Consider the following 25,051-nt stretch of genomic DNA (forward strand, 5'->3'; position numbering starts at 1 on the left):
ACGGGGGGGTCTCGTCGATCAATCCGCGACGTCGGGGATATCAGGCGGCTTCCTGGATCAAGACCTTGGCGAGCTTCTCGGCCAGCAGTGCCAGCCGGTACGCCTCGTCGGCCGTGCCCTTGGCCTTCGTCGGCCGGGCGGCCGTGCGGGCCAGGGCCTGCTCGATCTTCGGGACGACCGCGTCGATGTGGAAGTCGCGATCGACGGCCGCCGCCGCGCGGCGGGCGATCGGGGCGAGGTCGACGCGGCCCTCGATGATCGAGGCCAGGGCCTCGGCGATGCCCCGGGCGCTCCGCTCGATCTTGACGCAGTGGACCCCGTGCATCAGCCATTCGCTGAACCCGCAGGTCTGGGTGACCAGGGGGACGCAGCCCCGCCACGCCGCCTCCAGCGGGGCGAAGCCGAACGGCTCGCGCTCCCAGGTCGGGAAGGCGAAGACGTCGTAGTCGCGATACAGCCCGACGAGGTCGGACTGCGGCCGGGTCCCGAGGAAGGCGACGTGGTCGGCGACGTCGTGCTTCTGGGCCAGGCTCGGGTAGTGATGGTCATCGACCCGGCCGTAGACACCGACGCGGAAGTCGTCGTGGCCCAGTTCGCGGAGCTTCGCGGCCCCCTCGACCAGCAGGTCCACCCCCTTGTGTGCCGCGACGTAGCCGGCGAAGGCGACCCGGAGCGGTTGGCCCGGCCGGTAGATCCGCTCGCGTGGTTCGGGCGAGTCGCCGACCACCCAGTTGGGGATGACCTCGGCCCGGTCGCCGAGATGCACGCCGCCGGCCTCGATCTCGGCGACGAGCTGGCGGCTGCACGCGAGGAAGTCACCGTCGAGCTGGCGGTCGAACTCGGCCTGGAGCGTCTGCTGGACCGGGCCCATGACCCGGCAGATGTTCAGCGGCACGTCGTCCATCAGGTGCCAGAGCCAGGGCATCCCCCGGTGCTGGATCGCCGCCAGCAGCCCGAGGGCGCCGAGGGCGAGGATGTTCCAGACGTAGACCACGTCGGGCCGGAAATTCTCGATCTCGCGGGTCAGCGCATGGACGTTGTAGGCGTTGACCACCGAGGCCCGCGACTGCGCGAGGTACGCCGTGACCGGGCGGCTGCGGGCGAACAGGTAGTTGTCCCAGACGTCGGGCATCTGGAAGACCCGGGCGACGTGCGGGACGTGAGGGGCCGGCGTCCGGGGCGCCGAGGTCAGGACGCGGACGTCGTGGCCCCGGGCGCGGAGCGCATCCACGGCCTGCTTACAGCCCAGCTCATAGCCGCCGACGGTGTCGGGCGGGTAGAGGTTGCTCAGGACCAGAATTTTCACGCGGCCACCCCGCGGGCTCGGGCGATCAGGGGCTCATACACCTCGACGAAGCGGGCGCCGGCGACCCGGAGGTCGTAGACCTGGTCGATCTCGCGGCGGGCCCGGGCCCCCATCGTCTCGACCAGCACCGGGTCGGAGGCCAGGCGGCGAATCCGGTCGGTCAGCATCGGCAGGTCCTTGAAGACGAAGCCGGTCACGCCGTCGATGATGAACTCGGGCATCGCCGCCACGTCGGAGCAGATCGCCGGCGTCCCGCAGCACATCGACTCCAACAGGGTGAAGCCCATCAGCTCCGGCCAGAGGTAGGTGTTGCCGTAGCAGTCGCGATAGACCGAGGGGAGCACGGTCGCCCAGGACCGGCGGTAGAAATCCAGGGTCGTGTCGTCGTCGGCGTCGGTGACGAACTGGACGTCCTTGCCCACGGCGAGCTTCTTGAGCATCTCGAAGTAGTCGGGGTTATACGGCCGCCCGCAGACGGTCAGCGGGATGTCGGCCGGGCAGGCCGTGATCAGCCGGTCGATCGCCTTGTGGGGCAGGAGCCGGCCCACATAGAGGATGCGATCGCGCTCGGGCCGCCTGGCGGGCGGGGTGAACATGGTCCCGTCCACGCCCCCCTTGACCACAGTGATCGGCGTCGAGACCCGGTAGGCGGCCTTGCCGAAGTCCGAGTAGGAGATGATGTGGTCGACCATCTCCAGGCAGCCGACCGACGTGCCGAGCGTGCTGCTGGGGCCGCCGTGGTCGGTCACCACCACCGGCTTGCCCTGCTGCTTGGCGACCAGGATGGCCATCTCGGTGCAGCGGGTGTAGGCCTGGTGGATGTGGACGAGGTCCGCATCGACGAGCGCCGAGGGCAGCTCCCAGGAGACCACGTCGAGCGGGTGCTGGGGCGGGCGGGCCGCCTCCAGCACCCTCATGGTCAGGCCGGGGGCGATCGGCCAGGTCCGTGATTTGGGGCCGAACGAGAGGATCTCGACGGTGTACGCCCCGCCCGTACTCTGGACGATCCCCTGCGACAGGTTGAGCGGGTAGCGCTCCCCGCCTCCGATGCAGGATTCGTCGCTGAAATAGAGCGGGGTCAAGCAGGCGATTTTCGGCACGGGAAGGCGCTCCGATACCCACGGACTTGGTCGATCCTTCGCTCGCCCGGGGGGGTCGGGGTTGCCCCGCCCGGACGTGGGGCTTCCATGCCCCGCCCTGCTGCACGCCCGGTCCGTCGATCAGGGATCTTCCGATCCGTTCGCCATGCAGCCGACGCCACGGCGGGCGCGGATCGGCCCGGCGTCGGCCGGATGGGCCGCGGGGCTCGTCCCGGGTCGGGTTCGGTGAGGAGCGATCATCGCTCGGCCCTTTCCATCCTTGGCCATCGGGCATGGTGAACGCCGGCCGATCCTGGCCGAGGCGTCTTGATAGCGGAGCGATGCCGAGACGTCAAGGGGAAAAAGGCGAGGCGGGCGCACCCGGGATGCCGGGGACGACCGCCTCGACCCATGAATTCGCCTCGATCCGAACCGGGATCAGCCGCGGCGGGCGATCTGCTCGGACTTCTCGGGCACGTCCGGGGACTGCCAGTCGAACCAGGACGGCTTGAACTCGATCCGCCGCTTCTGGCGCATCGCCAGGTTGCTGGTCAGGGCGATCACGGCGTCGGCCAGGGCCACCTCGCCTCGGCAGCGGGGCTTGTCCTTGTCGTCGGCGTCGTGGTAGGCGCTCTGGTTGCCGTGGCGGATGCAGTAGGCGAAGTGCTCCAGCTCCTCGCGATAGCCGCGCGACACGTCGGCCGTGGCCAGGCCGCCCAGGGCGGTCGCGGCCGACGGGCCTGCCAGGCTGGGGCTGGCCTCGATGGTGGGCTTGTTGCCCGCCTTGTTCTCGACCGTGATGGTCGTGGCCTTGGGCCCGCCGCCCCCCTTGTAGGTGTTGCGGTCGATCTCCTTGTACAGGAGCATCTCCTTCTCGCCTTCCACGATCATCGTGGCCCGCGTTCCCATCAACTCCTCACCATACGTCTCGAAGGCGTTGGTGTTGATCGACGAATAGGTGACGACGGTGTGGTCGTTCTCGGCCTTGCCGGGGAACTCGAAGTTGACGAACACGTGGTCGTCGACCTCGCGGCCGTCGGTGTAGAAGAAGGTCCCGCCCATGCCGGTGACGGCCAGGGGGTGCTTCTTGCCCAGGAAGATCGAGCAGGCGTCCAGCTGGTGGCTGCCCAGCTCGGCCATCAGCCCGGCCCCGGTGCGGTCGTAGAGCCGCCAGCGGACCAGCTCTTCCAGGCTCTTGTAGCCGTGCTTGGCGAAGTCGACGTTCTGGTCGGCGGCGGGGATGTCCGGCTTCCAGGAGTCGAAGTAGAGGACGTTGCCGTTCTTGTCCTTCTTGTAGACCGGGTTCCCCTTGTCGTCGTACACGAGGCGGCCGTCGCTGTCCTTCTCGATCTGCGGGCAGGCGTTGTTGCGGTGCCACAGGGCGCGGATGTGGCGGATCTCGCCGAGGTGCCCTTCCTTGACCAGGTAGTTGGCGTTGTCGTAGAGGACCGAGTAGTGCCGCTGGTGGCCGATGGCCAGGAGCCGGTTGGTCTCGTGGGCGACCTTCACCATCTCCTTGCACTCGGAGATGTTGTGGGCCATCAGCTTTTCGCAGAAGACATGCTTGCCGGCCTTCATCGCCTTGATGGCGACCGGGGCGTGGAGCCAGAGCGGCAGCGCGATCACCACCATCTCGACGTCTTTGTCGGCCAGCATCTCATCGACGTCGGCGTAGCTCTTGAGCTTCTCGACGTCGGCCGGGGTGTAATCCTTGTGGTTGGTGAATTCCTTCTTGGCCCGCTCCTGCTGCGACGGGCGGATGTCGCAGAAGCCGATGTAGTCGACGTAGGCGCGGTTGTGGTCGTGGATCATGGCCTGGCAACCTTCGTTGCCGGTGCCGATGATCGCGGCGCGGACGGGCTTCTGGTCGCCCATCGCCTGGTAGCCGAAGTAGAACGCCCCGAGGCCGGGGGCGACGGCGGCCGCCTTGAGGAAGTCGCGGCGGGTGCTGCCGATGGCGGTATTGGCGTTCTCGCGCCCGAGGGCGCGCTGCTCTGGGGTCAGGTTCAGCATGGGTCGCTCCGGGTCAGCGGGACTTGTTCTTGCGCGGGGCGGAGGTGACGACGTTGATGGGCGCGGCCTGGGCCCGCCCCTGGGATTCGAGCAGGGCCTGGAGTTCGGCCTGCTCGCGGGCGCGCCGGCCCCGGCCGATCCAGCCGAACAGCAGGGCGTCGATCCCGATCCAGAGGCCGTTGGGCGTGCTGGCCAGGGCCAGGCAGGCGAACATCTCGATCAGGTTCTTGTTGACGTAGCGGTAGTGCCCTTCCAGGTTCGGCCCTTCGGGCAGGCCGGGCCAGGGGGGCATGCTCAGGTAGAAGCTCAGCAGGTAGGCCGCCCCGCCCAGGGCCGCCAGGGGGGTGAACAGGCCGAGCATCAGGCAGAGCCCGACGGCGGTCAGGCCGTACATGGTCAGGCGGTCGATCTTCTCGATCTCGGTGGGGGGCACGGCATAGGGGCCGGCCGCCTCGACCTGCTCGGGCTTGGCCAGCTTGACCAGGCTATCGCGGAGGGTGTCGGTCCAGGTGTCCATCTCCTTGACCAGGGCGCGGCGATCGGTGTCGACCGCCTTGCGCTCCTTCCAGGCGTTGAGCTTCTCGGATTCGAGCGCCCGGGGATTGTTCTCGACCTTCTCGATCTCGGCGAGGTCGTCCTTGTATTTCTTGACCTTCTCGCGGTTCTCGACGACCTGGAACCAGTCGTCGGCGACCTTGATCCGGTCCTGCAGGGCGCGGGTGGCCTCGGCCCGCTGGGCCTCGTCGAAGCGGTAATGGTCGGCGACCCGGGCGGTCAGCAGCGACCAATCGTCTTCCAGGGCCTTGGGGTCGAGCTTGCGCAGCGAGTCGACATCCGGGATCATGCCCCGGAACTTGGGGGCGAGCGGCCCCGTGGCGTTGCGGAGGTAGCCTTCCGACGAGAACGGGGGCCCCTCGGGGACCGGGAAGATCCGGGCCAGGACCGAGTTCTTCCCCTCGGGCGTGGTCAGGATCTTCTGCGTCCCCTCGTACATGAAGTGCCAGCCGATCGCGGTCCGCAGGACGACGAGGAACAGGGCGCCGAAGAAACCGGGATAGTAGCGTCGCGAGGCGGCCAGGGGACTCCTCCGTTTCATCATCTGCTCGGCCGGCGCGGGCGGGCCCGCCCTTAATACGGGGCGGATCGGCCTCGGGGCGTCGACCGTTTCGGGTGGGGGGTGAAATCGGCGTCGGTCAGCCCGATCGCCAGGACGCGGGACGGTGCATCGGGGCCGGGCCGGGTCACGAACACGGCCCCGAGGTCGGGCCGGCCGGCGAGGATCGTCGCCGAGGCCGCCGGCCCGAGCAGGTAGAAGGCGGTGGATAAAGCATCGGCCTCGGCGGCCGTCGGCGCCAGCACGGTCACGGAAGCCGGCCCGTCGTCGGGCGGCTCGCCGGTCCGGGGGTCGATGATGTGGCCATACTCGCGGCCGTTCGCCTCGAACCGCTGGAACGCCGCGCCGGAGGTGCCCATCCCCCGGTTGCGGAGGTGGAAGGTCCCCAGCGACCGTTCCGGGTCGGCCGGGTCTCGGAGGGCGACCGCCCATCGGCCGCCGAAGTCGTCGGGCGGGGAGCCGAGGGCGTACAGGCTCGACCGACCTCCGTGGATCAGCGCCGTGGTCGGCCACCAGTGGCCCCGGATCACGTCGGCCGCGCGGTCGATGGCGTAGCCCTTGCCGATCGACCCGAGGTTGATGACCAGACCCGGGCGGGCGAACCGGACGGTGCGGGACTCGGGGTCGAGGATCAGGTGGGCCGACCCGGTCCGCTCGCGGGCGTCCTGCAACGTCTCGGCGTCCGGGACGCGGCGGGGGCCGCGGGTGAAGCCCCAGGCCAGGGACAGGGCGCCGGCGGCCACGTCGTAGGCGCCCCGGGTCAGGCGGCCGATGGCGACGGCCTGCTCCAGCAGCCGGAACAGCCCGTCCTCGACCTCGACCGGCCCCCGGTGGGCGCGGGCGTTGAGCCGGCTGACCTCGGAATCGTCGTGGTAAACGGTGAGCTGTTCTTCCAGCTCGTCGATCCGGTCCAGGGCCCGGGTCGCCAGATCGACGGCACCGGGCACGGACGCCCCCAGGCGGACCTCGAAGAACGAGCCCATCCCCGGCCGGGACGCGTTGATGATCGCGTGCGATCCGCCCGACCCGGCGGCCTGCGCGGCCGACGTCGGCGCGGCGGGCATCGCCTCGGCCCGCGCGCGGAGCCGGAACAGGTCGCGGCGGTGGAGCGGCCGGCGACGGGTCGGATCGTGGTCAACGCCTTCCGGGAACATGGCGCGGCCATCCCAAGGGACGTTCTTCGGGGATTACGACCGAAAGCGACCGTGAGCGTGGCGGTCGGGGGCGGGGCGGGCGCAGCCCGTCATCATCTACCGAGTATACCGCATCCGCCCGCATCGGGAAGGGGCCGGTGATTTCGGAGGACCTTGCGGGTGTGCCCATGACTTCTGGCCTTTGGTTCGGCAGTCCTGGGTGGCTGTGGTTGGCTTGCCAACCACGGCGCCGGTGACAGGATCGTGGGGTGATGGCCATGGCGGCACCGGGCCAGGGATCATCGACGCCGGCCATCGGTCGCCGGGCGGGCTCGTCGGCGCCGTGGCTGTGGAGCCAACCACGGCCACCCGGAGACCAAAACGCCAAAAGGGACACTCGGACCTTGCCGTTCGGCGCGACGCGGCCGCATCGCCTCCCGGCGGGGGGTCGGCCCGGCCCGGTGCGGGCGAAATCCATCGTCGGAAGTGCCACCCGACGATGTCCCGGCGGGGGTCCGGGGTCATCCGGCGCCTTCGATCGCCGGCGCCTCGGGGCCGGGCGTTGGGTTCGTTCGGCACGGCGAGGCGGGCCACGGCGGGCGGGTCGCGGCCGGCCTCGCGACGGCCGTCGGCAGCGTCGCAACCCGGGGTCGGGGCATGGGCGGGGCGGTGGGCCGGGCCGGTGCCGGGGCCGGGGTCGGTTTCGGGGCCGGCGCCGATCCGAGCTGGTCGGCGGCCCGCCGCTCGGCCTCGTGGAACTCGCGGAGGGCGCGGAACAGCCCGCGCTCGGCGGCGGCCTCGTAGCGTCGGGCGAGTTGCCCCTCCTTGGACGGGTCGAACAGGGCGCGCTCGGCCGCCTCGGCGCGGTCGGCGGCCTCCTCCTCGTCGTCCTCCATCTCGCGTAGTTCGCGGAGGGCCTGGATCTCGTCGTCGATCAGGGCCGCCAGCCGCTCGCGGGCCCAGATGGCCCTCCGCCTGCGATCCAGCCCGGCCCCTTCGTCGTCGCCCAGCCCCGAGAAGTCGCCCGCCACGGCCCGGGACAGGCCGTCGAGGGGGGTTGGCGGGTGCATGTGCGCGTGCCGCCCCAGCAGGTGGGCGATCCTCTGGTGGTGAGGTTCCCCCCACGCGAATCGGCGGGGCTGCGCGAGTTCCCCCCGGATCATCTGCCACGTCTCGATCAGGCCGTCGATCCCCTCGGGCGTCCGCATCAGGCGCCGGACCGTGGCGGCGGGGTCGTTGTCCCAGTTCGCGGCGATCGCGTTGACCTCGGCCAGCCGGGCGTCGTCGCGGGCCTCCTGGGCGACGCGGACCCTCCGCGCGGTCATCGCCGCGTCGTGCCGCTCGCAGCGGTCGAGCCGGGTCGAGAAGACCGCGACCCGCCGGAGCAGCATCCGGCCCATCGCCCCGCTCGGCTTCATCTCGGCGACGAACTGCGAGGCCAGGGCATCGGCCTCCTCGTCCTGCCCCGGGGGCAGCACCACCCCCGCGCCGGCCATCCCGTGCTTGAGGGCGTTCTTCCGCGATTGTTGCTTGCCGGCCAACGTCTTGGGGCCGGTGCTCAGGGCGGCGTTGCGGCGGTTGGCTTCGAGCCGAGCGGGGGAGCAGGTCATGGTCGATGATCCCGGTGCGAGGCCGCGCCGGTCCCCACGCCGCATCCCGGCGTCGATGCCCCTCGCCCGGCCTTCACCCTGTATATTCAGGAGATCCGGGGTCGCTTCAGCTGAGTATTTTCTCGGGCAGCTCGGGATTATCGCAAATCCAACCGGTATCACCAGATCGGTCTATCGCCCGGGCAGGAGGAAGGACAGTCCGAACGAGCAATCGCCGCCCCAGAGGATCGTCGAGCCGTTGCCGCAATGCCCGAACCGATGCCGGAGCGGCGTCTGGCGCTCGACCGCCGCGATGAACTCCCCGATGGTGATCTCCCCCTCCGGGAACCGGACGACCCGCCCGGCGAGGTCGGCGGGGAGTTCGCTCGGGAGCCGGGCGAAGCGATTCCAGGCGTCGGGCTCCGCCATCTCGCCGAGCGTCAGCTCGCGCCTCGGCAGGGCGATGCGCCGGGCCTTCATCCGGTCGACGACCTTGACCGGCGCGGCCTCCGCGGCCGCCAGCAGGGCGATCATCAGGACCGCCGGCACGACCCATTCGGCGACCCCGGATCGTCCGCCCGCCCGTCCCGGGCGTCTCGCCCATCTCCCGACCAGCCACGCCCAGAGGCCGAAGGCGACGAGGTTGATCGGCAAGGGCGTGACGACCGCCACCCCGCCCAGCACCAGCGTGGCGAGCCCGTGCATCAGCGGTCGCGCGTCCGGCATGGCATGTCCCCCCCGCATGGCCGCCCGTCCCATCATAGGATCCCGATGCCAGGGTGGCCAGGGATAGGCCCGGCCGGGGCTCGCCGAACTTCCCCCGCCGCGAGCTTCCCGCTAGGATCGGTCGGATTCGCCCGACTCCCGACGCCCCCCCGAGGATCGATCATGCATCGAAGGATCCGTCCGGCCCGATTGGTGGCGCTGGCCCTGGCCCTGTGCGTCCCGGCCGCGGGGCGGGCCGAGGAGCCGGCCGAGAAGGTGTTCGTCGGCTACCTCTTCGGCCCGCCCCGCGACGTCGACTACAAGCTCTACACCCACCTGTGCCACGCCTTCCTCACGGCCGACGCGGACGGGACGATCCGCCTGCCGAGGGGGGCCGATGGCGCCGAGCTGACCGCGAAGGCCCACGCGGAGAAGGTCGCCGTGCTGCTGTCGCTGGGCGGGTGGGGGTGGGACGACCAGTTCCGCCGGATCGCCGCCGACCCCGCGATCGAGGCCCGGTATGTGGACCGGGTGATGGAGGTGATCGACCGGGCCGACTACGACGGGATCGACCTCGACTGGGAGTATCCCGACACGGCCGACGAGGTCGCCGGGTTCGAGACGCTCTCTCGACACTTCCGCGAAAGGCTCGATGACCTGGGCAAGCGGAAGGGCCGGCCGATGCGGCTGACGATGGCGGCCTCGTCCAACGCCGGGACCTTGAAGTGGCTGGACACCGCGTTCCTGACGCGGACGTACGACTGGATCAACGTGATGACCTACGACATGGCCGGCGACTGGACCGACTACGCCGGGCACAACGCCCCTCTGTTCGCCTCGACCAAGGCACCCCGGGGCAGGGGCCCGTCCACGGCCGCGACGATCGCGTTCCTGCTCGACGAGCGGAAACTCCCCGCCGACAAGATCGCCCTCGGCCTGCCGCTCTACGGGCGGGCGTTCGCCGTGGCCGAGCCCTACGCGATCAAGCCCAAGGTCGCCCCCAAAACGAAGCTGCCGAACGGGGATTACCGGAACGTCCACAAGCTCCTCGCCGAGGGGGGCTGGAAAAGGACCTGGGACGACGAGGCGAAGGTGCCCTGGCTGATCGCGCCGGACCGCTCGGCGGTGATCGGCTTCGACGACGCCGAGTCGATCGCGACCAAGACGGAATGGGCCATGAAGAAGGGGTTGCGCGGGGTCTTCTTCTGGCAGATCCACGGCGATCGATTGCCCGATGGGTCGAACCCGCTGCAGGCCGCCGCGCTGAAGGCGTGGCGGGCGGGGCAGGGCGACAAGGCCCCCTGAGCCGGACGCAAAGGCGGCTCAAATCTTGGCCCGAGGTCTTTCCGGGTGGCTGTGGTTGGCTTGCCAACCACGGCGCCGACGAGCAGGGCAAGCCGGGCAGAAGCTCGATCGTCCGCGGCGCGAGATCACCGGCGCCGTGGTTGGCAAGCCAACCACAGCCACCCAAAACCTCGGCCCGGCGGTGCCAACCCAACCCGGGGAGCGACGCGCCGAGGGCGAGGGGTGATGGCCATCGGGGCGGAAAACCGGTAGATTGGCGGCTCCGATTCGATCGAAAGGGGCCGTCGCGCCCCGAGAACCGCCCGGGGGCCGTCCATGTCTGTGTTTGGCTTGCATCCGATCGACCTCGGCGTCCTGATCCTCTATCTGGCCGGCTGCACGTGGCTGGGGGCGCGGATCGCGTCGGGGTCGGGCGGGCAGGGGCTCAAGGGGTATTTCCTCGGGGAGAGCAACATCCCGGCGTGGGCGGTGATGATCTCGATCGTCGCCACCGAGACCAGCGCCGTGACGTTCCTGAGCGTGCCGGGGAGCTCCGCCACCCCCAAGGGGGACATGACGTTCCTCCAGATGGCGCTGGGCTACATCCTGGCCCGGGTGGTGGTGACGGTGATGCTCCTGCCCTCCTACTTCAAGGGGGAGATCTACACCGCCTATCAGGTGCTGGAGAAGCGGTTCGGCGGCGGGACGCAGAAGGCGGCGTCGGTGCTGTTCCTGGTGGCGAGGACGCTGGCCTCGGGGCTCCGGCTCTACCTGGCCGCGTTGGTGTTGCAGAAGATCACCGAATGGAACCTTTCGGCGTCGATCGCGGTGATCGGGGTGGCGACGCTGCTCTACACCTACCTGGGCGGGATCAAGGCGGTGGTCTGGATCGACGTGATCCAGTTCGGCATCTACCTGATCGCGGCCGGCGCGGCGATGGTGATCCTGGTCCGCCAGATCCCGGGCGGCTGGGAGGAGATCTGGACGCGCGGCATGGCCGCCGGCAAGTTCCGGGTGATCAACTTCGGCTTCGACGGCGTGGCCCGGCCCCATTCGATCGCGGACGCCTGGCACGCCTTCTACGGGATGCTGGGCCAGTCCTACACCTTCTGGGCCGGCGTGATCGGCGCGCTGGTGCTGGACACCTCCACCCACGGCGCCGACCAGATGATGGTCCAGCGCTACCTGACGGCCCGGTCGGAACGCCAGGCCGGGTGGGCGTTGATCGGCTCCGGGTTCGTGATCCTGACCCAGTTCGCCCTGTTCCTGGCCATCGGCGTCGGCCTGTGGGTGCTGTACCAGGACCAGCCGCCCCGGACACCCCTGGTCAAGAACGACGAGTTCTTCCCCTACTTCATCGTCAACTACCTGCCCCGGGGCCTGCTGGGACTGGTGATCGCCGCCGTGTTCTCGGTGACCATGAGCACGGTGTCCGGCGCCCTGAGCGCGTCGGCGTCGTCCACGGTGAACGACATCTACCGGCCCCTGTTCCCCCAGTCCGACGAGCGGCACCTCCTCCGGGTGTCCAAGGGGATGACCGCCTTCTGGGCCGTGGTCCAGATGATCGTCGCCCTGGCCGCCGAGCGGATGAGCAACAGCGTGATCGACAACGCCCTGGCGATCGCCTCGTTCGTCACCGGGCTGCTGCTCGGCCTGTTCCTGCTGGGCCTGTGGACCCGCGACGTCGGCCAGCGTGCCGCCTTCGTCGGCCTGCTGGCGGGCACGGCGGCGGTGTCCGCGGTCGCGTTCGGCACCCAGGTCGCCTATCCGTGGTATGCCCTGGTCGGCTCCGGCACCGTGGTGCTGGTCGGCCTGCTGTCCAGCCTGATCCTGCCCGAGGCGCCGGCCCCGCCGGCCGCCGAGCCCGAGTGGTCCCGCTCCTGAATCGAGTCGCCGACGCGACCCGTCGGGCCGATCGCGGGCGATCGGCCCACCCCCCCGCCCCCATGATCCCGCCCCATTCCGGAAGCATTCTGTGATGAGACGACACGCCCCGACTTCCGCCCTGCTGTTCCTGATCGCCGCCGCGATCCCGGCCCGCGCCGGCGTGCCCGAGGCCAGCCCCGAGTCACTCGGCCTGGACCCCGCGAAGCTCGACCAGATCGGAGAGGCCGTCGACCGCACGATCGCCGAGAAGAAGGTCCCCGGCGCCGTGGTGGTGGTGGGCCGTCACGGCAAGATCGCGCTGGTCAAGGTCGCCGGCAAGCGGTCGGTCGAGCCGACCGACGAGGCGATGACCCGCGACACGATCTTCGATATGGCGTCGCTGACCAAGCCCGTCGCGACGGCGTCGTCGGTGATGGCGCTGGTGGAGCAGGGCAAGGTCAAGATCGGCGACGTGATCACGACCTACCTGCCCGAGATGACCGGGCCGGGCGGGGCGGGGATCACCGTCGAGCAGCTCCTGCGGCACCGCTCCGGGCTGATCGCCGACAACCCGATCGGGGACTACAAGGATGGCGTCGAGAAGGCGTGGGCGAATATCGCGGCGCTCAGGCCGTTGACGCCGCCGGGCGAGAAGTTCCTGTACAGCGACGTCAACTTCGAGATCCTGGGCCGGCTGGTCGAGAAGGTCTCCGGCAAGCCCCTGGACGTGTTCGCACGCGAGACGATCTTCGCCCCGGCCGGGATGGTCGACGCCCACTTCCGCCCGCTCGCGGCGAAGCCCGGTGACCTGCCCCCGGTCGGCCGGATCGCCCCGACCGAGCCGGAGAACGGCACCATGATCCGGGGCGTGGTCCACGACCCCCGCTCGCGCGCCCTGGGCGGTGTCGCCGGCCACGCCGGGCTGTTCGGCACGGCCGACGACCTGGCCGCGTTCGCGGCGATGCTCCTGGACGGCGGCCGGGCGATCGGCGGCTCGCAGGTCCTGGCCCCCTGGACGGTCCGGGCGATGACCTCGCCGGGCGGCACGCCCGAAGGCCAGCTGCGCGGGCTGGGCTGGGACATCGCCACCTCGTTCAGCAGCCCCAAGGGGAGGCGGTTCGGCTCGACCGGCTTCGGCCACACCGGGTTCACCGGGACGAGCATCTGGGCCGACCCCGAGACCGACTGCTTCGTGATCATCCTGACCAGCCGGCTCCACCCCGGGGGAGGCGGATCCCCCTCGACGCTGCGGTCGGACGTCGCCACCCTGGCGGCCGAGGCCGTCGTCGACGGCCCCTCCAAGCCCGACGCGGCCCCGGCCCGGCCGGAAGCCCGGCGCGCCCGGCCGGATCGCCCGGTGGACTGCGGCGTGGACGTGCTGATCTCCCGCAACTTCCGCGAGTTGCAGGGCAAGTCGGTCGGCCTGGTGACCAACCACACCGGCCGGACCCGGGACGGCGTCGCCACCATCGACGTGCTCCACGACGCCCCCGGCGTGAAGCTGGTCGCCCTGTTCAGCCCCGAGCACGGCCTGCGCGGGCTGGTGGACAAGGAAGTCGGCGACGACAAGGACGAGAAGACCGGCCTGCCGATCTACAGCCTCTACGGCAAGACCCGCAAGCCCACGGCCGAGACCCTCAAGGGGGTCGACGTCCTGGTGTATGACATCCAGGACATCGGCGCCCGGTTCTACACCTACATCAGCACGATGGGCCTGGTGCTGGAGGCGGGCAAGGAGAACAACATCCCGGTGGTCATCCTGGACCGGCCCAACCCGATCGGCGGCGAGGCGTTCGCCGGCCCGGTCCGCGACCCCGAGTTCGCCTCGTTCATCGCCTTCCACGAGATCCCGGTGCGGCACGGGATGACCATCGGCGAGCTGGCGAAGATGTTCAACGCCGAGCGCAAGATCGGCGCCGACCTGACGGTGATCCCCTGCGAGGGGTGGCGGCGGGCCGAGACCTACGACCGCACCGGCCTCACCTGGGTCAACCCGTCGCCCAACATGCGGAGCCTGACCGAGGCCCTGCTGTACCCCGGGATCGCCCTGCCCGAATTCACCAACCTGGCCACCGGCCGGGGCACCGACACCCCGTTCGAGCGGGTGGGCGCCCCCTACATCGACGAGCGGGCCTTCGCCCGGAAGCTCAACGAGATGGGCCTGCCCGGCGTCCGGTTCATCCCGTCCCGGTTCACCCCCAAGGAAAGGCAGTTCGCCAACCAGGAGTGCCGGGGCGTCCAGATCCTGATCACCGAGTGGGCCGCCTTCGACCCGATCGACGCCGGGATGGGGATCCTGGTCGCCCTCCGCTCGCTGTATCCCGACCAGTGGCAGCCGGCCGGGCTCCAGAAGATGCTGGCCGACACGGCGACGTATGAAGGCATCCTCGCCGGCAAGGACGTCGCGGCCCTGCGGGCCGGCTGGGCCGCCGAGCTGGCCGAGTTCGGCAAGAACCGGGAGAAATATCTGCTCTACAAGTAAGCCGAGCGGGCGAAGCCCATCGGTGTCGGGAATCCCATCCGTTGCGACCGAGGGCCGGGCCCATCGCGGACCGGCCCTCGTTCTGCGCAGGGATGACGCCCGGATCAAGGCCGTCACCCCCACGGCCCGAAGATCTCGGCCCGGCCGATCCCCCGGGCATGGTGTTTCGATCCGCCCCAGCGCCGTCCCATGCGCGACGAAGGCGCCAAGGATCGCCGGATCTGCGGATCCCGGCCGGAAGGCCCGGAGCGTGGCGATTTCGCGCGGGGCCGCCCCTGGAGCCGACGTGCTGGCCTCGCCGAGCGGCCGGATTCAAACGACAAGCAATCCTATATCATCTTTGGTTTGTGCATATTTTGAAATCAAGCGATAATTTTCTTGACGACCGGGCATCGAAACGCAAAAAATGTCCCACATTGCCCATCCTTCCCCCATCCTGATGTCGATCAACTGGTCGGAATCGTCCCGGATCAACCCGGAGGCACCGGACATGTCGCGGATCCGCTTTCGAACGCAGCCATGCCGGCAGTCCCGCCCGCTCAAGTCGCGTCGGCCGCAGCTGGAAGCGTTGGAACCTCGGAGGCTGCTGGCTGCGATCACCGCCAACAGCCTGGGCGACACCGATGCCCGGGATGCCGTCCTGACGCTGCGCGAGGCGATCCTGGTGGCCGACGGCGGCCTGGACCTCGCGGCCTTGTCGCCGGCGGAACGGGCCCAGGTCGACCCGCTGGCCAGCCCGGCCCGCGCCGCGATCGGCTTCGCCCCGTCGGTCGCCGGGACGATCCGCCTGGAGCGTGCCCTGCCGGCCCTGACCGGCCGCTTGTCCGTGGCCGGCCCCGGGGCCGCGTCGCTGACGGTGACGCGCAGTACCTCCCCGGGGGCGGCAGAGTTCCGGATCTTCCATGTGTTGGCCGGCGCCGATGTTGCCCTCTCGGGGATCACGATCGTCGGCGGGCGATCAGACAGGGGGGCCGGCATCCTGAACTCAGGCTCGCTGACGCTCGACGACGGCGGAGTCCTCGGGAATGAGGCGAGCAGCGCCGGGGCCCTCGGGGGCGGGATCGCCAATTTCGGCACGCTGACGGTCACCAACTCCCTCATCTCCGGCAATCGGTCCCAGGGCGGCGGCGCCCTCGGGGGCGGGATCGCCAATTTCGGCACGCTGACGGTCACCAACTCCCTCATCTCCGGCAATCGGACCGAGGGCGGCGGCGCCCTCGGGGGCGGCATCCACAACGCCGGCAAGATGACGATTGTCGGCACCGAACTGGCCAACAACACCGTCTTGGGCGGCGGGTCATCCGGCGGCGGCATCAACAACTCCGGGTCGGCGACGCTCGTCGGCGTCGACGTCACCGGGAACATCGTCGCCGGCGCCGGGGCGGGCATCAACAACAACGGGGCGCTGACGGTCATCGACTCCGAATTCGTCGGGAGCGGGTCCCTCATCTTCCCCGGGCAGAGCATCATCAACGGGGGCACGGCAACGGTCGTCGGCTCGACCTTCGTCGGCGGCACGGGCGCGACCGGCGTCCAGGCCATCATCAATCTCGGCACGTTGGCGGTGACCAACTCGACGTTCAGCGACTTTCCCTCCTCCGGCGGGAACGTCGCCATCGATAGCCAGGGGACGAGCCGGCTGACGGTCAGCCACTCCACCTTCGGCGATGCCGGGATCTTCGCCGGCGGGGCCGCCTCGGTGAAGATCACCGCGAGCCTGTTCACCCAGGCCGCGGGCAGCACCATCGTCCTCGGCGCCCCGGCCACCACGTTCGTCTCCGGCGGGCACAACCTGTTCTCGGACCGGCCCGCCGTGGCCCTCGACCCCTCCGACCTGACCGACGCCGACCCCTTGCTGGCCCCGCTGGGCGACTACGGCGGGCCGACGCGGACGATGGCCCTGCTGCCCGGCAGCCCGGCCATCGACACGGCGGTGTCGGTGGCCGGGGCATCGGCCGACCAGCGGGGCGTGCCCCGGCCGCAGGGCTCCGCCCCCGATATCGGCGCCTTCGAACTCGCCTTCGGGCCGTTCCTGCGGCTGACGTCCGACTCGGACACGGAACTGGTCGGCGCCTCGCACACGGTCACGGCGACGTTGCTCGGGCTGGACTTCCGGCCGATCGCCGGCGTCCCGGTGGCGTTCCGGGTGGCGGCCGGCCCCAACGCCGGGGCGTCGGGGACGATCAGCCCGGCCGGCGGTCTGACCAACGCCGACGGCGAGGTCAGTTTCACCTTTGCCGGCCGGGGCGGCGTGGGCATCGATACGATCTTCGCCACCGCGACCCCCGCCGGGGGGCCGGCGATCTCATCGTCGGGGACGTCGTTGATCTGGACGACGCTCGCCGTCGCCACCACGGCCGATTCCGGGCCCGGCTCGCTCCGCGCCGCGATCGCGGCGGCGGATCGGAATCCCGGGCGGGATGTCATCACCTTCGCACCGGGTTTCGCCGGGACGATCGCCCTGCTCTCGCCATTGCCGGACCTGTCCGGCGAGATCGCGGTGGTCGGGCCGGGGGCCTCGTTCGTGACCGTCGCGGCCGATCCGGCCGGCTTCCGGGTCTTCTCCGTGGCGGCGGGCGCCGACGCGAGCCTCTCCGGGCTGACCATCAGCGGCGGGCGGGCCGATGCCGGGGGCGGGATTCTCAACGCCGGCAGGCTGACCGTGGCCGACTCCATCGTCGCCGGCAACACGGCCGCCGGCTTCGACCGGGGCGAGGGGGGCGGCATCCGCAATGTGGGCACCTTGACGATCCGCAACACGACGGTCGCCGGCAACTCGTCCATCCACACCGGCCCCTTCGGCAGCTCGGATGGCGGCGGCGTCTCCAACTCGGGCCTGCTGACGATCATCCGATCGACGCTGTCCGGCAACTCCGCCCCGGGTTGGGGCGGTGGCATCTACAACGACGCCTCCGGGACCCTGACGGTCGTCGATTCGACCATCGACGGCAACTCGATCGCCGGCGGCTTCTTCGGCGGCACGGCGGGCGGCGGCATCGCCAATTTCGGCGTGCTGACGCTCATCGCCTCCACCCTGAGCGGAAACTCGGTCGAGGGCCTGGTTCCCGGCGGCGGGGGGCTTTCCAACCACGGGACGGCGACGCTCATCAACGCCACGCTCGTCGGCAACACGGCCACCTCCGCCAGCTTCGGGTTACCGACCGGCTTCAGGAGTTCCGGGGGCGCCATCAGCAATGCCGGGACGCTGACGGTCCTCGGTTCCACGCTGGTCGGCAACTCGACCGACAGGGGCGGCGGCATCCACACCACCCCCGGGACGACGACGGTCATCGCCAGCATCCTCCACAACCCGACCGGGGGCAATCTGTCCTTCGAGGACGGCGCCCCGGCCACCGCGTTCGTCTCCGGCGGGCACAACCTGTTCTCGGACCGGCCCGCCGTGGCCCTCGACCCCTCCGACCTGACCGACACCGACCCCTTGCTGGCCCCGCTGGGCGACTACGGGGGGCCGACGCGGACGATGGCCCTGCTGCCGGGCAGCCCGGCCATCGACGCCGGCACCGCATCCGCCGGGATCGAGGCCGACCAGCGGGGCGTCTCCCGGCGGCAAGGATTGGCCCCCGACATCGGGGCCTTCGAGTCCCGCGGCTTCACGATAGTCATCGTCGCGGGCGACGGGCAATTGGCCCCGGCCGGGGCCGCCTTCGCCTCGCCGCTGGTCGTCGCCGTCGCCGGCGCGTTCGGCGAGCCGGTCGCCGGCGGGCGGGTCCGCTTCATCGCCCCGGACGGCCCGGCCACCGCACGGCTCGACGCCGCATCCGCCACCATCGGCGCCGACGGTCGGGCCTCGGTCATCGCCACGGCCAACGAGCTGGGGGGGAGTTACTCGGTTGTCGCCGGGGCCGCCGGCGCCTCGGAGGTCGCGTTCGCCCTGGCCAACGCGTCGGGGGCGACCGTCGTGCGGCTCCTGGTTGAGCCCGCATCCCCGGCCCCGGGCCGGCCGATCACCTTCACGGCGACGGTGGGCGGCGCCCCGGGTGCGACGCCGACCGGCTTCGTCACGTTCCGCGAGGGCGAGGCCGTGCTGGCGGTCGTCCCCCTCGACGCCGACGGCCGCGCCTCGTTCAGCACGACGGCGCTCGGCCCGGGCCCGCACGCCATCACCGCCGAGTATGGGGGCGACGCGGCGTTCGCGGCCGGCGGCGCCACGGCGGAGGTCGTCGTGGCGGACGGGGCGGCTCCTCGCGTCGCGAGCCTGAGTCGCTTCGGCTTCCACGCACGGCCGACCGTCCTGGTCCTGCGATTCGACCGGGCGCTCGACCCGACCTCCGCGGAGTTCGTCCGCAACTACCGCATCGTCGACCGTCGCGGGCAGCGGATCGCCGTGCGATCGGCCGAGTACGACCCGGCCTCGGGGACGGTGACCCTGCGCCCGTCCCGTCGGCTGGACATCCATCGCCGCTTCCGCCTGACGGTCATCGCCGACGGGCCGTCGGGGGTCCGGGGGCCGGACGGCCGGCCGCTCGATGGGTCGGGCCTGGGCCGGCCGGGCTCCCACTACCGCACCACGATCAGCCGGGAGGACTTGATACTGCCCCCACGGATGGTCCATCTCAGGATTCGACCGGCCCACCGGAGCCGATAGCGCTGGGGACGGCCGTGCGACCCGGCCCGGCCCCCCGGTTCCCGCCTTGACCGGAATCCAACATGCGATAGAGTGCCCGAGGGGGCCGGGCGGCACGCCGGACCGGTTCTCACATGCCAGACAGAGGACCCATACTCGCGAGACGGGCCGCCTTCCTCGCGAGAGGCCGGGATCGTAGGAGGCAGCGGATTGGGCCAGGGAACGGTCGACAGGGCGAAGCTGAGGAGCCGGTGTCGGATCGCCGCCTGGTGCGTCCTGTGCGTCCTGGCGATGGTGGTCCGGCCCGACGGCTGGCCGTCCCGGGCCCGCGCCCACCTGCCCGAGGGCACACCGCCCCGGGGGCCCAACATCCTGATCCTGATGGGCGACGACCATGCCGGGGGGACGCTGGGGATCGACGGCGACCCTCGGCGGGCCACGCCCCGGCTGGACGCCCTGGCCCGGCAAGGGGTCCGGTTCGACCGGGCCTACTGCAACTCGCCGCTCTGCACGCCGAGCCGGCAATCGCTGATCACCGGCCGGATGCCCCACGCCGTCGGCGTGACCCGCCTGACCACCCCCATGCCCGACGACGCCCTGACCCTGGGCGACTGGCTGGGCGACCTCGGCTACCGCACCGCCGCGTTCGGCAAGATGCATTTCAACTCGCCGGCGCACCACGGCTTCCAGGAGATGGCCGACACCGACGACTGGTTCCGCTGGCTCCGCGCCAACCCACCGGCCGGCGGCGACCACCACCGCAAGTGGCGGCCGTTCCAGGTGCCCGCGGCCGAGTGGATGAACGCCGCGTGCAAGCCATACGGCCTGCCCCTGGCGTCGATGGAGGCGACCTACTACGTCAACCGCGCGGTGGAGTTCCTCCGACGCGATGACGACGAGCCGTTCGCGCTGGTGGTCAGCTTCTACGAGCCGCACGCCCCGTTCAAGTTCCCCGACGAGTGGGCCGGCCGCTTCAAGCCCGAGCAGTTCACCGTGCCCCAGGCGTCCGAGGCCGACCTCCGGGAACAGCCCGAGGTGTTCGCCTCGCTCACGCCCGACCAGGCCCGGGGGATCCAGGCCGCCTACTACACGGCGGTGTCGCACATGGACTACCAGGTCGGCCGCGTCCTGGATGCGCTCGAAGCCTCGGGGCACGCCGACGACACGATCGTGATCTATCTGGGGGACAACGGCTACATGCTCGGCCAGCACGGCCGGTTCGAGAAGCATTGCTTCTACGAGCCCTCGGTGCGCGTGCCGCTGCTGGCCCGCTGGCCGGGCCGGCTGCCCGCCGATCGCCGGGTCACCGACCTCGTCGAGCTGATCGACGTGGTGCCGACCCTGCTCGACCTGGCCGGTCTCCCCGCGCCGCCCGACCTCCACGGCCGGAGCCTCAAGGGCCTGGCCGCCGGCACCCCCGGGGCGAAGGGGCGGGACGTGGTCGTCAGCGAATACCAGGAGAACGAGGAGGCGATGGCCCGGTCGTCCCGGTACAAGCTCGTGGTCGGCACGGGGGCCCGGCAACGCGAGGACGGCTACGAGACCGGCCGCCCCTTGCCCGGCCCCTATGAACGCCTCTACGACCTGGAGGCCGACCCCGGCGAGGACGTCGACCTCCTGCCCACCCGCCCCGACCTGGCCGCGGTCGCCGCCGACCTCCGCCACCAGCTGTTCCTCCGCCTCAGCACCACCCGCGAGGGCCGGACCCCGGTGCCCGCCGCCCTGTCCGAGATCGACGCGATCCGCTGGTGCCTCGTCCCCCAGGACTGAGCCGGGGGAGTGCCCTTTGATTTTGGCCTTTGATTCGGCGGTCCCGGGTGGCTGTGGTTGGCTTGCCAACCACGGCGCCGGTGACACGATCGCGGGATGATGGCCATCGCGGCTCCGTGTCAGGGATCATCGACGCCGGCCATCGGTCGCCGGGCGGGCTCGTCGGCGCCGTGGTTGGCAAGCCAACCACAGCCACCCTGCGGGATTTCGTCATCCCCAGATTCACGGGCTACACTCCTAAGGACCACGGGGTTGCGGCCCGCGACTTGCGATGGTTCAATAGCCCGGTGCCGACCTCCCTCGCACACCCTCCCGCCTCCCCCAGACCGACCCGGCCGACCCGCTCGCCGGATCGTCATGCCTGAAGCCGAGGTCATCCATGATCCGAGTGATGGGCGGACCGAAACGGTTCTGCGACGGAATGACTCGCCGCGACCTGCTGACCGTCGGGTCGCTGGGCCTGATGGGGTTGGCCGCGCGCCCGGCATCGGCCGCGACCTTGCCCCACTTCGGCCGGGCCAAGTCGTGCATCCTGATGTTCCTCTACGGCGCCGCCAGCCAGCTGGAGACCTTCGACCCCAAGCCGGACGCCCCGTCGGGCATTCGCGGGGAGTTCAAGTGCATCCCCACCAGCGTGCCCGGGGTGAACTTCTGCGAAGGGCTGCCGCGCCTGGCCCGGGTCATGGACAAGATGTCGGTCGTCCGGTCGCTCACCCACCCCCACCCGCTCCACGGGGCGGCCTTCGCCCTGACCGGCATCCCCCGGATCTCCGGCCCCGAGGAGCTGAACCCGCGCGACCCGGTCCACCACCCCTACATCGGCTCGGTGGTCGACTATGCCGACCGCCTGGCCCGGCGTCCGGGCAGCGAGGGCCCGCGCAACCTGCTGTTGCCCTGGTCCTTCAGCAGCCAGCGCGTCGGCGAGGTCGCACGGGCCGGGCCCTACGGCGGCTACCTGGGCTCGGCCTACGACCCGATCGCCACCGAGTTCGTGGGCGAGGCGACGGTCAAGGCCCGCAAGACCCTGCTGACCAAGGTCTGGGAGGACAACGAGCCGTATCGCGGGATCCACCCGGACGGCCGGTTCCGCCTGGGGGGCGCCGGGGCCGACGCGGTCGCCGTGGACCGGCTCGATCGCCGGCGGACCCTCCTGGAGCAGCTCGAATCGGCCCGACGCGACCTCGATCAGCTCCCGGGCAGCGCGTCGATCGACCGGAACCGCTCCTCGGCCTACGCCCTGCTCGCGTCCGAGAAGATCCGCCGCGCCTTCGACCTCGGCCAGGAGACGGCCGCCACCCGCGAATCGTACGGGATGACCCTGTTCGGCCAGGCCTCCCTGACCGCCCGCCGGCTGGTCGAGGCGGGTTCGCGGTTCGTCTCGGTGTTCTGGGACGAATACGGCCTGGCCGGGTCGGGCTGGGACACCCACTTCGACCACTTCTCCCGGATGAAGGACGAACTCCTGCCCGGGCTGGACCTCGCCCTGTCGGGCCTCCTGACCGACCTGGATAACCGGGGCATCCTCGACGAGACCCTGGTCATCTGCGTGACCGAGCACGGCCGGACCCCGACCCTGAGCCTGGGCCAGGGCGGCGGCCGCGACCACTGGTCGCGCTGCTACTCGTCGGTCATGGCCGGCGGCGGGATCGCACGCGGCAAGATCATCGGCCGGTCCGACAAGATCGCCTCCGACCCTGCCGAACGCCCGGTCAGCCCCAAGGACCTGCTCGCCACGGCCTACCACCTGCTCGGGATCGACCCGGGTCTGATGCTGGCCGACCGCCTGGGACGGCCGCTCCCCGCCGCCGGCGACGGCGTCGTGGTCCCGGAACTCCTCGCCTGAACGGCCCGGCGTTCAAGAATTGTTGAATTTTCCGCCCGGCCGGGTAGAATAAACCCGCCCCCCCCGCCGATCGACACCGATCCCCAAGGTGCCCGCCATGCGGCTTCGCCCGGCATCCATGCCGTTCTGGCTCCTCCTCGCCACCGCCGTCGGCGCGGCGGAGCCGGTCACGTTCGAACGCGACGTCGAGCCGATCCTGACGCGTGCCGGCTGCAACGCCGGGGCCTGCCACGGCAAGTCGGGCGGCCAGGACGGGTTCGCCCTCTCGCTGCTGGGCTTTGACCGCGACTTCGACCTGAAGGCGATCGCCCGCGACGCCGGGGGCCGTCGGGTCTCCCGGTTCGACCCCGACCAGAGCCTTCTGCTCCGCAAGGCCACGGCGGCGATGCCGCACGGGGGCGGGCGGCGGATCGAGCCGAACGGCCCCTTTTATGACACGCTCCGCCGCTGGATCGTCGCGGGGATGCCCCGGACCCCGGCCGCCGAGCCGAAGTGGACCGCGATCGCCGTCGAGCCGGCCGAGCGGACCGTGAAGGCCGACGAGGCGTTCCCGCTCCGGGTCGTGGCCACGCTCGACGACGGGTCGAAGCAGGACGTGACCCACCTGGCATCGTTCGCCTCCAGCGAGTCGGTCCTGGTGGACGTCGATCCCGACGGCCGGGTCAAGGCGGGCAAGTTCCCGGGCGAGGCGACCATCTCGGCCCGGTTCGAGGGGCTGTTCGCCAACTGCGACGTGGCGATCCCGCTGCCGGGCGACGTCCCGGCCGACGCCTACAGGCCGCTGGACTCGGGCCACTTCATCGACGGGCACGTCGCCGCCAAGCTCCGCAAACTGGGCCTGACCCCGTCGGCCCGGTCGGGCGACGCGAGCTTCCTCCGCCGGGCCCACCTCGACGTGATCGGCCGGCTGCCGACCGCCGACGAGGCCCGCGCCTTCCTCGCCGACCCCGCCCCCGACAAGAGGGCCCGGCTCGTCGACCGGTTGCTGGAGCGGCCCGAATATGCCGACCACTGGGCCAACAAGTGGATGGACCTCCTGCGGCCCAACCCCTACCGGGTCGGCATCAAGGCGGTGCTCAACCTCGACGGCTGGATCCGGTCGGCGTTCCGCGACAACATGCCGTATGACGAGTTCGCCCGGCAGGTGGTCACCGCCAGGGGGAGCACCTTCGAGCCGGGGGCCGCGACGATCTTCCGCGACCGGCGCGAGCCGCAGGAGGTTGCGCCGATGATCAGCCAGCTGTTCCTGGGCGTCCGGCTCGACTGCGCCAAGTGCCACCACCACCCGTTCGAGCCGATGGGGCAGGAGCAGTTCTACGAGTTCGCCGCCTTCTTCGCCCGCGTCGGCCGCAAGGGGACCGGCCTCTCGCCGCCCATCTCCGGCGGCGAGGAGATCGTCTACGCCGCCAGCACCGGGTCGGTCTCGCACCCGCTGACCGGGCAGGTCATGGAGCCGAAGCCGCTCTACGGCTCGGCCCCGATCGGCGACGACCCGGACGACGACCTCCGCGACGCCCTGGCCCGGTGGATGACCGCGCCGGACAACCGCCACTTCGCCCGGGTGATGGCCAACCGCGTCTGGGCCGACCTGATGGGCCGGGGGATCGTGGACCCGGTGGACGACCTCCGCGCCACCAACCCGCCCAGCAACGGCCCGCTCCTGGACGCGCTGGCCGACGACTTCCGCCGCCACGGGTACGACATCAAGCACCTGATCCGCACGATCATGGCGTCGGAGACCTACGGGCTGTCGTCGGAGCCGACCGACCGCAACCTCGCCGACGCCCGCAACTTCTCGCGGCATTACCGCCAGAGGCTCCGGGCCGAGGTGCTGCTGGACGCCACGACCGACGTGACCGGCGTCTCCGAGAAGTTCGCCGCGGCCCCGCCCGAGACCCGGTCGACGGCGATCTGGACCCATCGCGTCAGCTCGCTGTTCCTCGACACCTTCGGCCGCCCCGACCCGAACCAGGACCCGCCCTGCGAGCGGACCAGCGACTCGACGGTGGTCCAGGCCCTGCACCTGATGAATGCCCCCGGGCTGCACCTCAAGGTCGCGGCCGACGAGGGGACGGTGGCCCGGCTCGTCAAGGGGGACAAGCCCCCGTCGGCGATCGTCGAGGAACTGTACCTCCTGACCTTCTCCCGGATGCCGACCGCCGAGGAACGCCTGGTCGGCGAAGGGTTGTTCGCGGGGCCGGGCGCGGACCGCCGTTTGGCGGTCGAGGACCTGCTCTGGGCGTTGCTCAATTCGGCCGAATTCGTCCTCAAAGACTAAGGCG

15 protein-coding genes are annotated in these 25,051 nt (G+C 71.0%); 7 read left to right on the plus strand and 8 right to left on the minus strand.

The features are described from left to right. Positions 1-40: 40 nt before the first annotated feature. From TA3x_RS15765 to TA3x_RS15795, 7 genes are all read right to left on the minus strand, one after another. Positions 41-1,306 (minus strand): glycosyltransferase family 4 protein, encoded by a 1,266-nt coding sequence (locus TA3x_RS15765; protein WP_435015609.1) that lies wholly within the window; start codon positions 1,304-1,306, stop codon positions 41-43. Continuing rightward, entirely contained in the window at positions 1,303-2,406 is a 1,104-nt protein-coding gene (locus TA3x_RS15770; protein ID WP_435015610.1) for a glycosyltransferase family 4 protein, read from the minus strand. Before TA3x_RS15770 ends, TA3x_RS15765 begins: the two co-directional genes overlap by 4 nt. A gap of 417 nt (positions 2,407-2,823) precedes the next feature. After that, the gene (locus TA3x_RS15775) at positions 2,824-4,398 is read right to left on the minus strand and encodes a Gfo/Idh/MocA family protein (protein ID WP_435015611.1); all 1,575 of its coding nucleotides are present in this window, start codon (positions 4,396-4,398) and stop codon (positions 2,824-2,826) included. A gap of 13 nt (positions 4,399-4,411) precedes the next feature. After that, entirely contained in the window at positions 4,412-5,494 is a 1,083-nt protein-coding gene (locus TA3x_RS15780; protein WP_435015612.1) for a DoxX family protein, read from the minus strand. A gap of 32 nt (positions 5,495-5,526) precedes the next feature. Then, positions 5,527-6,666, minus strand: a complete 1,140-nt coding sequence (locus TA3x_RS15785) for an FAD:protein FMN transferase (RefSeq protein ID WP_435015613.1) — start codon at positions 6,664-6,666, stop codon at positions 5,527-5,529. A gap of 500 nt (positions 6,667-7,166) precedes the next feature. After that, on the minus strand, positions 7,167-8,255 hold the full coding sequence (locus TA3x_RS15790; RefSeq protein WP_435015614.1) for a hypothetical protein: 1,089 nt from the start codon (positions 8,253-8,255) through the stop codon (positions 7,167-7,169). A 171-nt stretch (positions 8,256-8,426) separates the two neighbouring features. Beyond that, entirely contained in the window at positions 8,427-8,960 is a 534-nt protein-coding gene (locus TA3x_RS15795; RefSeq protein ID WP_435015615.1) for a hypothetical protein, read from the minus strand. A gap of 162 nt (positions 8,961-9,122) precedes the next feature. On the opposite strand from TA3x_RS15795, the gene TA3x_RS15800 reads away from it, so the two are divergent. The 3 genes from TA3x_RS15800 (at position 9,123) to TA3x_RS15810 (ending at position 14,571) form a co-directional block, all read left to right on the plus strand. Then, positions 9,123-10,244 (plus strand): glycoside hydrolase family 18 protein, encoded by a 1,122-nt coding sequence (locus tag TA3x_RS15800; RefSeq protein ID WP_435015616.1) that lies wholly within the window; start codon positions 9,123-9,125, stop codon positions 10,242-10,244. A 315-nt stretch (positions 10,245-10,559) separates the two neighbouring features. Continuing rightward, positions 10,560-12,107 (plus strand): sodium:solute symporter, encoded by a 1,548-nt coding sequence (locus TA3x_RS15805; RefSeq protein ID WP_435015617.1) that lies wholly within the window; start codon positions 10,560-10,562, stop codon positions 12,105-12,107. Between the two features lie 94 nt (positions 12,108-12,201). Continuing rightward, positions 12,202-14,571 carry an exo-beta-N-acetylmuramidase NamZ domain-containing protein gene (locus tag TA3x_RS15810; protein ID WP_435015618.1) on the plus strand — a complete coding sequence of 790 codons (2,370 nt, stop codon included), beginning with the start codon at positions 12,202-12,204 and terminating at the stop codon, positions 14,569-14,571. Between the two features lie 312 nt (positions 14,572-14,883). Here the strand turns inward: TA3x_RS15810 and TA3x_RS15815 are convergent, their stop codons facing one another. Further along, positions 14,884-15,063, minus strand: a complete 180-nt coding sequence (locus tag TA3x_RS15815; RefSeq protein WP_435015619.1) for a hypothetical protein — start codon at positions 15,061-15,063, stop codon at positions 14,884-14,886. On the opposite strand from TA3x_RS15815, the gene TA3x_RS15820 reads away from it, so the two are divergent. The 4 genes from TA3x_RS15820 (at position 15,062) to TA3x_RS15835 (ending at position 25,047) form a co-directional block, all read left to right on the plus strand. Next, a complete protein-coding gene (locus TA3x_RS15820; RefSeq protein WP_435015620.1) occupies positions 15,062-19,177 on the plus strand; it encodes a choice-of-anchor Q domain-containing protein in 4,116 nt (1,371 codons plus the stop codon). The genes TA3x_RS15815 and TA3x_RS15820 overlap by 2 nt on opposite strands. A 189-nt stretch (positions 19,178-19,366) precedes the next feature. After that, positions 19,367-20,926 (plus strand): sulfatase family protein, encoded by a 1,560-nt coding sequence (locus TA3x_RS15825; RefSeq protein ID WP_435015621.1) that lies wholly within the window; start codon positions 19,367-19,369, stop codon positions 20,924-20,926. A 391-nt stretch (positions 20,927-21,317) separates the two neighbouring features. Next, entirely contained in the window at positions 21,318-22,769 is a 1,452-nt protein-coding gene (locus TA3x_RS15830) for a DUF1501 domain-containing protein (RefSeq protein WP_435015622.1), read from the plus strand. Positions 22,770-22,866: 97 nt separating this feature from the next. Continuing rightward, positions 22,867-25,047, plus strand: coding sequence for a DUF1549 and DUF1553 domain-containing protein (locus tag TA3x_RS15835; RefSeq protein WP_435015623.1), 2,181 nt, complete (start codon positions 22,867-22,869; stop codon positions 25,045-25,047). The last annotated feature ends 4 nt before the right edge of the window (positions 25,048-25,051 follow it).

It is taken from the genome of Tundrisphaera macrotermitis, assembly GCF_051175315.1.
Lineage (GTDB): Bacteria > Planctomycetota > Planctomycetia > Isosphaerales > Isosphaeraceae > Tundrisphaera.